Genomic DNA, 14509 nt, shown 5'->3' with positions numbered 1-14509 from the left:
AAAAGCTGCTCAAAGTCGAGCAGCTTTTTTATTTTATAATTACAGAACGTTTAAATTCTTTTGTTTCATCGAATAGTTTTCGGTAAGTATAATGAGTTTTGTAGATTTTTGCACCAATGTGCTCCATCAAATGGCTCATTCTTGGATTGAAATCACCAATCCAATTCATTTCTAAATTTAAAAATGGAAAGTTGGAATCAAAACCCGATTTGGAGAATTCGTAAATCATTGCGGCCTCGATACCACGCTTTTGAAACTCAGGAACCACTCCGAATATTAGACCCAATGCATTTTTGTTTTTTTGCAGGTGCTTGTAGTAGATGAAGCGAAGCTTTGCATAAAGGTTCATTTTACCATTTATATGCTGCAGAAGTTCATTTAAGTCCGGAATCATTATGAAAAAGCCAATGGGTTCTTTTTTGTGATAGGCAAACCACATCAATTTTTCATGCATGATTGGTTTTAAGGTCTTGAACAGGTCTTGAGTTTGTTGTTCGGAAATACCTTCAATGCCAGGTATCTCCTTCACCCAGGCTTCGTTGTATACGTGTACAAAATCCTTTATGAGTTTGTCTGAGTCTTTTTTGTTGAAATGGATTATCTGGTATTCGTTGTTGTTTAGAAGTCTTTTAGCTTTCCATTTTATAATTTCACTTAAGCTTTCGACTGCAAACTTAGTTCGGTAAGTATATTGTTTAAAGTAGATTTGGAATCCGTAAGAGTCGAAAAAATTCTGATAGTATTTAAAATGGTAAGACATACAATAAACAGGTTTGTGATCTCCGTCAACATGAAGTCCCCACCATTGATGTCTTTCTCCAAAATTAATTGGTCCATCCATGGCTTCAATTTGTTTGTCTTTCAGCCAATTTTTGCAAGTGTCAAATAGAGCGAAGGCTGCGTCTTTATTGTTAATGCATTCGAAAAAGCCCAGTCCTCCTGTTGGCTGCTCGTTTAAATCTTTTGTTTTATGGTCTATAAAAGCTGCAATTCTGCCTATGGTTTGTTTGTTATGGTCCTGAAGAATCCAGCGGATACACTCCCCATGAGTAAACATTTTGTTTTGTTTCGGATCAAAAACCTTCTCAATGTCCGAATCCAGAGGCCGAATCCAGTTTTTCATTTTCTGATAAAGTCGTACCGGAAGTTCAATGAATTCTCTTTTTGAATGAAGATCGTTAACTTCAAAAATGGTAAAATCGATTTTCATCTCAAATTTTGGACTTTATTAATTTAACTTGCTTTCGGTTTGCTATTGGGAGAGCAATTACTGAGGCTGCACCTAGTATGATAATCATAGCTGTTTGTGCACCGTGCACAACAAGAGCAAAGCTTTTCGACATGGTTTCGATGTTGGCAACTTCAGGAAGGTAAATCAGGAGAGTTCCGATCACCATAAAATGCCAGGCACCAATTCCTCCTTGAACTGGAGCAACCATTCCAAAACTACCCATTACGAAAACGGTCAGTCCGGCAATCGCGGGAAGATTTGATGTAAATCCGAAACTGAAGAAACAGATATACGTCATCAAATAATACATGATCCAAATAAAGACAGTATGGAAGACAAACGACCATTTGTTATCCAGTTTCTTAATGGCACGAAAGCCAGCCATAAAATTGGAAAGAGTTTGATCAATCTTCTTAAAAACAACTGTGTTTTTAAATCTTTTTCTTAAAATCCAGATTAGGATTGAAACAGCAGCAATTACATATATGGTATTTGCGGATGCAAATACATTTGAGAGCTTGCTGCTGACTTCAGGATTATTTGAGAAGAAATGAGAGATAACCGAAAACTGTGTTGACAATGCGATTAACAGAAAAATGATTAGCATGATTATATCCAGTACTCTTTCAAGAACTACTGTGCCTATTAATTTGGAAAATGAAATGTTCTCGTACTTGCTGATTAAGCCACATCTTGAAATTTCGCCCATTCTTGGAAGTGCAAGATTTGCAAAGTAACCAACCATAACCGCAAGAAAAGTATTGATTGTTCTGGGTTTTTTCCCTAAGGATTCAATGAGCATGTTCCATCGAATGGTTCTGCTGATGTGACTTAGCAGACCAAAAAACAGTGAAAGAAGAATCCAGTAATAATTGACTTCATTTTTTAAAGTGAAAATTAGCTCAGAAGTATTTTGACCTCTATAAACGTACCAAAATAAGAAACAGCTAATTGAAAAGAAGATTAGAAATTTTATGATATGTATGAGATTTTTCTTCAAAATTGATAATTTTAGAGTTAGGATTTTATAGAAAAAACTAACTGAGGTTAAATTTTAAGCAAGTATAAGCTGTGTTTCTATTATTAAGTCCTAAATTTGCCGGGCGATTAATCAGCTACAAAAATAAGTAAATGTTTGAAATCTCCTTTGAAAAGCTGCTGTTTTTAATTTTTGTTAATTTGAGATGCTGAAATAAAAGGGATTAATTGGATGGATATGGGATACGTTAGGGCAAAAAAGAGTTTAGGGCAGCATTTCTTAAAAGATTTGAATATTGCCAAAAAAATAGTGGCAAGTTTGAAGGCTGATGGTGTTTCGAAGGTGCTTGAGGTTGGTCCGGGAATGGGAGTCTTGACTCAATATTTACTTAAAGAAGAGGGGTTTGAAACTCATGTTGTTGAGATAGATAGAGAATCCGTAGCTTATTTAAATGAAAATTTTCCGGAATTATCAGGACGAATAATTGGAGAGGATTTTCTAAAATATGATTTATCACGACTATTTTCGGAGCCTTTTGCTGTAATTGGGAACTTTCCTTACAATATTTCCTCTCAAATATTCTTTAAGGTTTTGGATTATAGAGATCAAATCCCTGAAGTTGTAGGAATGATTCAGAAAGAAGTTGCCGAAAGAATGGCAGCTGTTCCTGGAAATAAAACATACGGTATCTTAAGTGTGCTTATGCAGGCTTTTTATAATATAGAATATTTGTTTACTGTTAGTGAAACGGTATTCGACCCACCTCCAAAAGTTAAATCTGCGGTAATTCGTATGGAAAGGAATACTACCGACAGATTGGCTTGTGATGAAAAACTATTCTTCCGAGTCGTTAAATCCGGATTCAATCAGCGCCGGAAAACCTTGCGAAATTCTTTAAAATCGGTATTGGGCGATTACAAGCTAGATGATGAACTTATGGCGCAAAGGCCAGAGCAATTGTCAGTAGATCAGTTTGTTTATTTGACCAATAAAATTGAAGAATTAATAAACACGGAATTAAGAGAATAAAATCACAACTAAAATACATTGATATGCAATTTGAATTGACTCGCGAGTACATCGATCAGTTAAAAAGAATTATCGAAGAGAAGGATGAGGCCGGGGCAATTGGTATGATGGATGGATTGCATCCTGCTGATATTGCCGAAATATATGATGAGCTAAATACCGAGGAGGCTAAGTTTCTGTATTTGCTTCTCGATATTGATACGGCAGCAGACGTTTTAGCTGAATTGGAAGAAGATGACCGGGATCGGTTTTTAAAAGTTCTTCCTATTGAAGTTATTGCAAAGCAGTTTATTCACAGGATGGATTCTGATGATGCCGCTGATGTGATTGGTGGTATGTCGGAAGAACAGCAAGAGGAGATCCTCTCCCATATTGGAGATATTGAACAAGCCGGCGACATTGTAGATTTACTTCATTACGATGAAGATACTGCCGGCGGATTGATGGCGAAAGAGTTGGTGATGGTTAATGAGAATTGGACCGTTCTGACCTGTTTGAGAGAATTAAGCCGCCAGGCTGAAGATATTGATGAGATTTACTATGTGTATGTTGTTGATGATGATGGTATTTTAAAGGGCACTCTTTCCTTAAAGATTATGATTTTGAGTCCGACATCGGCAAAAATCAGTAATATTTATCAGCCGGATGTTATGTCGGTGCATACCGATGAGCCGGATGAGGAAGTGGCCCGGATTATGGAGAAGTATGACCTTGTAGCAATACCGGTTATCGATAGTATCGGACGATTAATGGGACGCATTACTATTGATGATGTTGTAGATGTGATTCGTGATGAGGCTGAGAAAGATTACCAAATGGCATCTGGTCTTACCGAAGATGTTGAGTCTAGTGACTCGGTTTGGATTCAAACAAGAGCGCGTCTTCCGTGGTTGCTAATTGGTTTAATGGGGGGACTTATAAGTGCCTTTGTAATATCAAGACACGAAGGTGATTTGGGAAACTATACAGCTATGGCATTTTTTATTCCGTTGATTACTGCAATGGGAGGAAATGTTGGTGTTCAATCGGCAGCGATTATTGTGCAGGGGTTGGCAAGTAATTCATTGGGTTTTGAAAGTACAATCAGTCGGTTGTTAAGAGAGCTGATGGGTGCATTCGTAAATGGTATAATTTGTTCGGGCTTGGTTTTCATTGTTAACTTATTTCTGGTAGGGCATTCTTTTAGCTTAACAATAAGTGTGTCGGTTGCTTTGTTCTCAGTTATTATTTTTGCATCAATATTTGGTACACTAATTCCATTAACTCTGCATAAAATGAAAATTGACCCTGCTTTGGCAACAGGTCCCTTTGTAACTACCTTGAATGATATCGTAGGTCTTTTTATTTATCTATCAATTGGAGCCTATTTTTTAAGCTTTATTTAGTTCTGCTTTTTGGGAGTAATTTTATTAGAATGGAAATTTCAAGTATAAAAAAATAGATCCTTGTATTAAAAGTTACTTGATATTATGATTCAATGAAAAAGTTCAATAAAAATCTTTTTTAGACGGTGTTTTTTTTTAGGTTTTTCTTAACTTTGCATGAGGTTTTTTAAGGCTGGATAAGTATCTGCTATTAAAGTATTTACAGCCTTGTTTGAGCCGGTTTTATTTTTCGAGAGAAAATAAAATTTATGCCATTTTATAAAAATATCCAAATAAGAGAATTATGAAGAGAGCGCTGATTAGTGTGTTTGATAAAACAAATGTTGTTGAATTTGCTAGAGAATTAACCGGTTTAGGATGGGAAATCATCTCTACAGGTGGAACTTCTGCTAAATTTAAGGCCGAAGGAATTCCTGTAATGGATATTTCAGATCTTACTAAATTTCCTGAATGTTTTGATGGACGGGTAAAAACGCTGCATCCAAATGTTGAAGGTGGAATTTTAGCAATTCGTGATAACGAAGCCCACATCGCTCAAATGAATAAGCTAGGGATTGAGCCTATTGATATCGTTGTTTGTAATTTGTATCCATTCAAAGAAACAATTTTAAATCCTGAGGCTGGTCACGAGGAAATTATTGAAAATATTGATATAGGTGGTCCGACAATGTTGAGAGCGGCAGCAAAGAATTACAAATTTGTTACTGTTATTACCGATCCTGAGGATTATTCAAAAGTAATTGAAGAATTAAAATCAGACAACGATACAAGTCTTGAAACAAAAGAATATTTAACAGCAAAGGTTTTTGAACATACTGCTCATTACGATGCCTTAATTTCAGGGTATTTTAATAAAAGACTGAAAATTACATCTCCTAAAACATTAACGATTACATACGAAAAGAAGCAAGATCTTCGTTATGGAGAGAACCCTCATCAGAATGCAACTTTTTACAGTCAAATTCAGGAAACTGAAGGAACTTTAACTGCAGCTAAGAAAATCCATGGTAAAGAACTATCTTACAACAATATTGGAGATACAGATGGAGCTTTGGAAACCTTAAAAGAATTTGAAGAGCCTACAATTGTTGCAGCTAAGCATGCTAATCCATGTGGAATTGGTAGTGCCAAAACAATTTCAGAAGCTTTTCAGAAAGCTTATGATGCTGATCCGGTTTCAATTTTTGGTGGAATAGTGGCTTCAAATCGTGAAATTGATAAGGCAACGGCAGAAATTATGAGTGGGATTTTTCTGGAAGTAATTGTTGCTCCATCATTTAGTAAAGAAGCTTTGGAAGTATTAACAGCGAAGAAGAATTTAAGATTATTGGAATTGCCGGAAATTTTAAAATCAGATTATTCCTCATTTAAAGGGAAAACTGTTTTAGGAGGTTTCTTAATTCAGGAAATGGATAAGGAATTAATTGGTGAAAAATTAGAAGTAGTTACCGAAAGAGAACCATCGGAAAGTGAAATGGAGGATTTGATGTTTGCATGGAAAACGGTGAAACATGCAAAATCAAATGGAATTGCCATAGCAAAAAATAAAACTACATGTGGTGTTGGCCCGGGACAGGTAAGTCGTATTTGGGCCTTGGAGAATGCCATTCGTCAGGGGGCGGATCGAATTGCAGGAAGTGTTTTAGCTTCTGATGCATTTTTCCCATTCTCAGATTGCGTAGAAGCCGCTCACGCTGCAGGAATTACTGCAATTATTCAACCAGGAGGTTCGATAAGAGATAAGGATTCTATTGAGGCAGCTAACAAATTTGGAATTGCTATGGTATTTACAGGAATGAGACATTTTAAGCATTAAAATAAGATAACAGAGATTTATACTACCATATGGGATTTTTTTCATTTTTAACTCAGGAGATCGCGATTGACTTAGGGACAGCAAATACGATTATTATCTGTAATGATAAGATTGTAGTTGATGAACCATCAATTGTAGCTATTGATCGTCGCACCGAAAAAATGGTTGCGATTGGCGAAAAGGCTCGCCAGATGCAGGGCAAAACCCACGGAAACCTAAAAACGATTCGTCCGCTTAGAGATGGCGTAATTGCTGATTTTAATGCTGCAGAGCAAATGATTCGCGGGATGATCAAAATGATCAACAAAAAACCTCGTCTGTTTCCACCATCATTACGCATGGTGATTTGTATTCCTTCGGGAAGTACGGAAGTTGAAATGAGAGCGGTACGTGATTCTTCTGAGCATGCCGGAGGACGTGATGTATACATGATTTATGAGCCAATGGCGGCAGCTATCGGTATCGGTATTGATGTTGAAGCGCCTGAAGGAAATATGGTAGTAGATATAGGAGGAGGAACAACTGAAATTGCAGTGATCTCATTGGGTGGAATTGTAACGAATAAATCGATTCGTATTGCAGGTGATGATTTGACTTCTGATATACAGGAGTATATGCGTCATCAGCACAATATAAAAATTGGTGAAAGAACTGCTGAGGAAATAAAAATTCAGGTTGGATCTGCATTGTCTGAGTTGGAAGAGCCACCAAATGATTTCCGGGTGCAAGGACCAAATCAGATGACAGCACTTCCAATTGAAGTGCCTGTATCTTATCAGGAAATTGCTCATTGTCTGGAGAAATCAATCTCGAAAATTGAAATCGCAATTTTAAGTGCATTGGAGCAAACACCTCCGGAATTATACGCTGATATTGTAAATAGAGGAATTTACCTTGCCGGTGGTGGTGCATTGCTTCGTGGATTAGATAAGCGATTAACAGATAAAATAAATATTCCATTTCACATTGCGGAAGATCCATTAAGGGCAGTTGCACGTGGTACTGGAATTGCATTAAAAAATGTAGATAAGTTTTCGTTTCTGATGAGATAATCAGGAACGAAACTTATTTTGGTTTAACAGGGATTTGATTTTTTGAATGAAGAATTTATTACATTTTATCGTAAGATTTCATTTTACGATCATTTTTGTTGTAATTGAAATTTTTTGCATGTTATTGTTAGTCAGTTACAATAACTATCAAAAGACAGAGTACCTGAATTCGAGTAACGCCCTTACCGGAAGTCTTTATGAAAAAGTTTCATCAACGACCGATTATTTGGCTTTGGCTGAAACAAACGAAGAATTAAATAAAGAAAATACCCGATTGAAAAATATTCTGGCTGAATCATACAAGATGTCAGTCGATTCGTCTGTTCTCTATAATGATTCCTTATATCAACAGCAATACCTTTATCGAACCGCCAAAATAATTAATAATTCTGTTAATAAACAACTGAATTATATTACTTTGAATAAAGGCAGGTTAAATGGCATTCAGCCAGAGATGGCTGTAGTTACAGATCATGGTGTTGTTGGTGTTGTAAAAAGTGTTTCAAATAATTTTTCAACCGTAATTTCTTTATTGAATAGCCGAATAAGTGTTTCGGCTAAAATTAAGAAGAACAATTATTTTGGTTCCCTTTCCTGGGATGGAAGGGATTATAAATCAGCGCGTTTGTATGAAGTTCCGATACATGTGTTAATTCAGACAGGAGATACAATTGTTACCAGTGGTTATTCATCAATTTTTCCAGAGGGAATATTGCTGGGTACAGTACAGGAAATTTTACCAAGCTCAGGAGGTAATTTTCATGAATTGGTAATCGCCTTTTCCAATGATTTTAAAAGTTTGTCATACGTGAAAGTTATTGGTGATTTGATGAAAACTGAACGCTTGGAACTTGAAAAGGAGGTGGTCGAATGAATCAAATCGTAAAAAACATAATAAGATTTGTGGTTCTTGTATTTATTCAGGTTGCCATATTAAATAATATTCAAATAAGTGGTTTTTTAAATCCTTATATGTATATCTTATTCATCTTATTACTTCCATTTGAGACTCCAAACTGGCTTTTGTTGGTTTTGTCGTTTTTTTTGGGATTAAGTGTAGATGTTTTTTCCAATACTCTTGGTATGCACGCATCCGCCAGTGTCTTTATGGCGTACTTGCGTCCATACATATTAAATTATTTGTCTGTAAGAGATGGTTATGAACAAGGAACAACGCCGAGTATTCTTCATTATGGATTTGGATGGTTCTTTAAGTATTGCTTGATATTAGTCATTGCTCATCATAGCTTTTTGTTTTTTATAGAAGTATTTTCTTTTTCCAATCTAAGTGAAACCATAACCAGGATCATTCTTAGTACATTATTTACTTTAAGCTTACTCATTACATCTCAATTCTTACTGTTTAAAAAATAGATCAATTAATAATATAAAATGAATAATTTCTCAAACCGAAAATACATTATTGGCGGAATATTCATTCTGGTTGTTCTAATTTTCATTATCCGTTTATTTAACCTTCAAATAATTGATGACACCTATAAATTATCTGCTGAGAATAATTCTCAAAGGCAGGTAACACAATATCCGGCAAGGGGATTGATTTATGATAGGAATGGAAAATTGTTGGTGTACAATCAGGCCGCTTACGATCTGATGTTGATTCCCAGACAATTGGAAGTTTTTGACACGACAGATTTTTGCCAACTATTGGGAATTGAAAAATTAGAATTAATTGAAGGGATTGCTAAGGCAAAGCATTATTCTTATCGAAAGGCATCTATTTTTTTAAAACAGTTGTCGTCTGAAAGATATGCTGTTTTGCAGGAGAAGTTATATAAATTTCCCGGTTTCTTTGTTCAGACGAGAACATTGCGGAAATATCCATTAAAAAGTGCAGCTCATGCATTAGGATATCTTAGAGAAGTAACCAACCAGGAGATTAAAAGTGATCCGTATTTTAGACAAGGAGACTATATTGGGAAAAGTGGTATAGAAAGAACATATGAAAAAGAGCTTCGCGGCGAAAAGGGAGTAAAGATTTATTGGGTTGACGTTTTTAATCGAATAAAAGGATCATTTCGGAATGGGAAATTCGATGAAAAAGCAGTTTCAGGTAAAAATTTGCACACGAGTTTAGATATAGATTTACAGCAATACGGTGAGTTGTTGATGCAAAATAAAAAAGGCGGAATTGTTGCGATTGAACCCCATACTGGTGAAATTTTAGCAAAAGTATCCAGTCCGGGATATGATCCTGAAATGTTTGTTGGGCGTGCAATGAATAAGAATTATCAGATGATGGTTCAAAATGACTCATTGAAGCCTTTGTTTGACCGAACAATGCAAGCGCTGTATCCTCCAGGGTCAATATTTAAATTGGTAAATGCATTGGTGGCTCTTCAGGAAAACGTAATTAGCCCTGCTGCAAGATTTGAATGTCACAGCGGTTATCATGTTGGTAATTTTACGATGGGATGTCATTCTCATGCATCTCCTTTGGATTTGCGTCATGCAATTCAGCAATCCTGTAATGCTTATTTTGCAAATGTATTTCGTTACATTTTGGAAAGTCCTAAGTTTGGTTCTGTTCAGGACGGGTATACTGCATGGAGAAAGGATGTCACTTCTTTTGGTTTCGGAAGTGAACTTGGCATTGATTTACCGAATGAAAAAACAGGTTCTATTCCCACAAACGAATATTATCAGAATAAGTATCGTAAGAATTGGAGGGCCTTAAATGCAATTTCCCTGGCTATAGGACAGGGTGAACTGCAGATAACACCAATGCAGATGGCAAATATGGTAGCTGCAATTGCCAATAGAGGCTATTATTATATTCCTCATATCGTAAAGGCTGTTGGTGAGGATGGGGCTTTGGGGAAAAAGTATCTGGAAAAACATTATACTAGTGTAGACTCTTCTAATTTTACACCTGTAATTGATGGTATGGAAATGGTAGTTACAGGAGGTGAGGGAAGTACCGGAGCATTGGCAGCGATTAAAGATATTCGTGTGTGTGGTAAAACAGGAACAGTTCAGAATTCTGACGAAGCAGATCATTCTGTTTTTGTTGCATTTGCACCAAGAGAAAATCCGAAGATTGCTATTGTTGTTTATGTTGAAAATGGAGTGTGGGGAAGTAGATATGCAGCCCCAATTTCAGGTTTAATGATCGAGAAATATCTAAAAGGGGAGATTTCTGAAAACAAAAAATGGCTGGAAAAGAGGATGCTTGATGCTGATTTAATTAATCAGGCAGCAGCTCCCAGTACAGGAGTTGTTGAATAAATATTAACGTTGGGATGACAAGAAAGGTAAGTTTAATAAAGAATCTGGATTGGTGGACAATTTTTATATATGTTCTGCTTGTTTTTCTTGGATGGATAAATATTTACGCCGCAGTATACAACGAAGAACATCAAAGTATTTTTGATATTAGTCAGAGATATGGAAAACAATTAATGTGGATAGGAGCAGCTTTCTTCCTTGCGATGGTTATTCTGATTATAGAAGGTAAATTTTTCTCCGCATTCGCTTATCCCACCTATCTGGTCATGATTTTCCTACTTGTTGCCGTACTAATATTTGGAAGGGAAGTCAACGGTGCCCGATCATGGTTTGAGATTGGCGGAATTCGTTTACAACCTGCAGAGTTTGCAAAATTTGCAACTTGTCTGGCCATTTCACGATACATAAGCCAGTTTAATTTTAAAATACACAAATTTAAGTCTTTGGTTGTAGCAGGAGTTATTTTATTTACTCCGGCTGTTTTAATAATTCTGCAGCGAGACGCCGGATCGGCTTTGGTATATGTGGTTTTCATATTGGTGTTATACAGGGAAGGACTTTCAGGTGTTGTTTTATTTGTTGGTTTTTTATCTGCCGTATTATTTATAGTAACACTTCTTTTAGCCAAGTTATATGTGCTTCTGATGATTTTAGGATTTTCTTTTGTATGTCTGAAGTTTATGGGGCTTCGGTTCAAACAAATAATAATTGGTCTGTCAGCATTATTTATCGGTTTTGGTTTGGTTTGGGGTGTAGTTAAAGCTTTGCAATTGGATGTTTCCACCTATATGATATTAGTACTATCAGTAAGTTTAAATATTGTACCCTTCTTATATTATATTTATAGAGAACGACTTAAGAATGTCGTTTGGGTTTTGTTGATTGCTGTTGGCAGCTTGTTTCTCACATTTTCGGTGAGTTATTTGTTTGAAAATGTTTTGGAATCTCATCAGCAAGAACGCATAAACGACTTGTTGGGAATTGAGTCAGATCCTTCCGGTGCAGGATATAATGTGGCTCAATCAAAAATTGCAATTGGATCCGGAGGATTTTCAGGAAAAGGATTTTTGAATGGAACACAAACGAAATTTAAATTTGTTCCCGAACAAAGTACCGATTTTATTTTCTGTACAGTAGGCGAAGAATGGGGATTTATTGGTTCTGCTGCGGTTTTATTCCTTTTACTGATATTAATAATCCGTTTGTTGTTTTTGTCCGAAAGGCAACGATCTCCTTTTAGTCGGATATATGGATATGGAGTAGCTTGTATATTGTTTTTTCATATGGCAATAAATGTTGGTATGACAATTGGCCTTGCTCCGGTTATAGGAATTCCTTTGCCGTTTTTTAGTTATGGTGGATCTTCCTTGTGGGCGTTTACAATTTTGTTATTCGTTTTTCTTCGTTTAGATGCCAATCGTATGGAGTTGCTACGATAATTTGATGTTCATTGCTGACATAGCTAATGAGAGCACTCATGAAGCAGTCAAATTCAGTTTCAATATCATCATATTGATCGAGGAGTGTTTTTATTGCATAATCGGTCTGATCGGGCAAACTGGTTCTGCGTGACATGATTTTTAATGCAGTTTGTAAACCGTCAATTGTTGAATAGCTTTCTAATCTTCTGCTTTGAATTAAGAAGGGAAGAAACAGTTTTACTTTCTGAGGAAGAATCAAATAGTTCTTCACTAATATTTCATGTGATTTGCTGACAAAGCTTGAAATGGGCTGAGTATGATATTTATTCCATTTTTTTGCTAAAAAATGGTCATATATCATATCGACAATAACTCCTGAGTATCTTTTATATCCATTTTTAAGTCTGTTTGAACTTTGTAAAACAATTGGATGATGATCAGTGAAGTGATCAATATTTCGATGCAGGAGAATGCCTTTTTGAATTTCGGGATGATAATTCTTGTATTTATTACCCTTAATGTAATCACCAATAAAGTTCCCAATCTTCACTTTCTCCGAATCACCTGAAAGGTATTGGTGTGCTAAAAAATTCATGTTTCATCAGTCTTGTTTCCCGAAAATAAGCAATAAATAATAATTTCGATTCAATTTTGTATTTTCTTTTTTTAAGGGAAAGTGTTTGGGTATTGACAATATGGAAGTTTAAAAGTTTTATAACAACGGAAAAACTAAATAAGTTATGACAGTTTTGTGACAAAGTCAATTTTTTTGCTCGTGTTAAGCAACAGGCTCAAAATCTATAACTTAAAGTCGTTAAAATTAGAAAAAATCCTTTAAAGTTTTAATTTTAAGTATTCATACCTAATATTAATTTTAACTTAAGAAACAGAAGTTATGGCTAAAAAGAATGTCATTATTATTGGTGCTGCAGGTCGTGATTTTCACAATTTCAACACTTACTTTAGAGACAACTCGGAGTACAATGTAGTTGCATTTACTGCAGCTCAAATTCCTGATATTGATGGAAGAAAATATCCTGCCGAATTGGCCGGAGAATTGTATCCGGAGGGAATTCCAATTTATGCAGAAGAGGATTTGGTTAAATTGATTAAAGAACATTGTGTAGATGATTGTGTCTTTTCTTATTCGGATGTTCCGTATAAAAAAGTAATGAACGTTAGTGCGGTTGTTAATGCGGCAGGATCTAACTTTAAGTTATTGGGACCTGGGGATACTATGATAAAAAGTCATAAGCCTGTTATAGCTGTGGTTGCAACAAGAACCGGTTGTGGTAAATCACAGACGTCCAGAAAGGTTATTGAAGAATTAATGAATAAAGGATTAAAGGTGATTGCAATACGTCACCCAATGCCTTATGGGGATTTGGTTGCTCAAAAAGTACAACGTTTTGCAACAGTTGATGACTTGAAAAAACACAATTGTACTGTTGAGGAAATGGAAGAATATGAACCACATGTTACTCGTGGAAATATAATTTACGCCGGAGTTGATTATGAGGCGATTGTTCGTGCGGCAGAGGAAGATCCGGATGGATGTGATGTTATTTTGTGGGATGGAGGTAATAATGATTTCTCTTTTTACAAACCAGATTTAACAATTACAGTTGCGGATCCTCATCGTCCGGGAGCCGAAATGAATTACTATCCGGGAGAAGTTAATCTTCGGTTGGCTGATGTTGTTGTTATTAATAAAATGGATTCAGCCGCTCCGGAAGGAATTCAAACAGTCCGCGAAAATATTGCATCGGCAAATCCAAACGCCATTGTAATTGATGGAGCTTCACCAATCACCGTTGATCATCCTGAGTTGATTCGTGGCAAACGTGTTTTAATAGTAGAAGACGGACCGACTTTAACTCATGGTGAAATGAAGATTGGCGCAGGCACAATTGCTGCACGTAAATTTGGCGCTGCCGAAGAGATTGATGCCCGACCTTTTCTTGCAGGCAAGTTGAAAGAAACCTACGAAATTTATCCAAACATTGGTAATATTTTACCTGCGATGGGCTATTCCGATCAACAGCTTAAGGATTTGGAAACTACCATTAACAGCAGCGATTGCGATTCTGTTATTATTGGTACTCCAATAGATTTAAACCGGATTATCAATATTAAAAAACCTACAACGCGGGTTTATTATGATTTGGAAGAGATTGGGTATCCAAAATTATCTCATGTAATAAATCAGTTTACTGAAAAGCATCATTTGAATAAGGAAATGGCTTAAATAGTGAAGTAATTTTATTTTTATTGTAAGAGAGTAGATTTAATCTGCTCTTTTTTTTATTATAAAATATGAATGAAAACAAAACTTTATTTAGAAAAT

Annotated in this window: 12 protein-coding genes; 9 read left to right on the top strand and 3 right to left on the bottom strand. The window is 35.8% G+C overall.

Annotated elements, in window-relative coordinates:
* Positions 1-28 precede the first annotated feature (28 nt).
* Entirely contained in the window at positions 29-1210 is a 1182-nt protein-coding gene (locus BZG01_RS15465) for a hypothetical protein (RefSeq protein WP_101310744.1), read from the bottom strand.
* 1 nt (position 1211) lies between these two features.
* A complete protein-coding gene (locus tag BZG01_RS15460; RefSeq protein ID WP_101310743.1) occupies positions 1212-2231 on the bottom strand; it encodes a lysylphosphatidylglycerol synthase transmembrane domain-containing protein in 1020 nt (339 codons plus the stop codon).
* Positions 2232-2447: 216 nt separating this feature from the next.
* Between BZG01_RS15460 and rsmA the strand changes: the two genes are divergently transcribed.
* The 8 genes from rsmA (at position 2448) to rodA (ending at position 12180) form a co-directional block, all read left to right on the top strand.
* Positions 2448-3239, top strand: coding sequence for a 16S rRNA (adenine(1518)-N(6)/adenine(1519)-N(6))-dimethyltransferase RsmA (rsmA, locus tag BZG01_RS15455; RefSeq protein ID WP_101310775.1), 792 nt, complete (start codon positions 2448-2450; stop codon positions 3237-3239).
* Positions 3240-3262: 23 nt separating this feature from the next.
* Positions 3263-4624, top strand: a complete 1362-nt coding sequence (mgtE, locus tag BZG01_RS15450) for a magnesium transporter (RefSeq protein ID WP_101310742.1) — start codon at positions 3263-3265, stop codon at positions 4622-4624.
* A gap of 283 nt (positions 4625-4907) precedes the next feature.
* On the top strand, positions 4908-6440 hold the full coding sequence (gene purH, locus BZG01_RS15445) for a bifunctional phosphoribosylaminoimidazolecarboxamide formyltransferase/IMP cyclohydrolase (protein ID WP_180327346.1): 1533 nt from the start codon (positions 4908-4910) through the stop codon (positions 6438-6440).
* A gap of 29 nt (positions 6441-6469) precedes the next feature.
* Positions 6470-7492 (top strand): rod shape-determining protein, encoded by a 1023-nt coding sequence (locus BZG01_RS15440; RefSeq protein ID WP_101259803.1) that lies wholly within the window; start codon positions 6470-6472, stop codon positions 7490-7492.
* A 46-nt stretch (positions 7493-7538) separates the two neighbouring features.
* Positions 7539-8366: a rod shape-determining protein MreC gene (gene mreC / locus BZG01_RS15435; protein ID WP_101310740.1), complete on the top strand. Its 828-nt coding sequence runs from the start codon at positions 7539-7541 to the stop codon at positions 8364-8366.
* Complete coding sequence (mreD, locus tag BZG01_RS15430; protein ID WP_101310739.1) at positions 8363-8866, top strand: rod shape-determining protein MreD; 504 nt, start codon at positions 8363-8365, stop codon at positions 8864-8866. The genes mreC and mreD overlap by 4 nt, the downstream gene beginning before the upstream one ends.
* Positions 8867-8884: 18 nt before the next feature.
* Positions 8885-10741, top strand: coding sequence for a penicillin-binding protein 2 (gene mrdA / locus BZG01_RS15425; protein WP_101310738.1), 1857 nt, complete (start codon positions 8885-8887; stop codon positions 10739-10741).
* 14 nt (positions 10742-10755) lie between these two features.
* Positions 10756-12180, top strand: coding sequence for a rod shape-determining protein RodA (gene rodA, locus BZG01_RS15420; RefSeq protein ID WP_101310737.1), 1425 nt, complete (start codon positions 10756-10758; stop codon positions 12178-12180).
* Here rodA and BZG01_RS15415 read toward each other — a convergent pair.
* Positions 12119-12757, bottom strand: a complete 639-nt coding sequence (locus tag BZG01_RS15415) for an acyl carrier protein phosphodiesterase (protein ID WP_101310736.1) — start codon at positions 12755-12757, stop codon at positions 12119-12121. The genes rodA and BZG01_RS15415 overlap by 62 nt on opposite strands.
* Before the next feature lie 300 nt (positions 12758-13057).
* Here BZG01_RS15415 and BZG01_RS15410 point away from each other — a divergent pair, with 300 nt between their 5' ends.
* Entirely contained in the window at positions 13058-14410 is a 1353-nt protein-coding gene (locus BZG01_RS15410; protein WP_101310735.1) for a cyclic 2,3-diphosphoglycerate synthase, read from the top strand.
* Positions 14411-14509: the final 99 nt, after the last annotated feature.

The organism is Labilibaculum manganireducens (genome assembly GCF_002843385.1).
In the GTDB taxonomy this organism is placed as follows: domain Bacteria; phylum Bacteroidota; class Bacteroidia; order Bacteroidales; family Marinifilaceae; genus Labilibaculum; species Labilibaculum manganireducens.
This window is presented reverse-complemented; position numbering and strand designations above follow the sequence as displayed.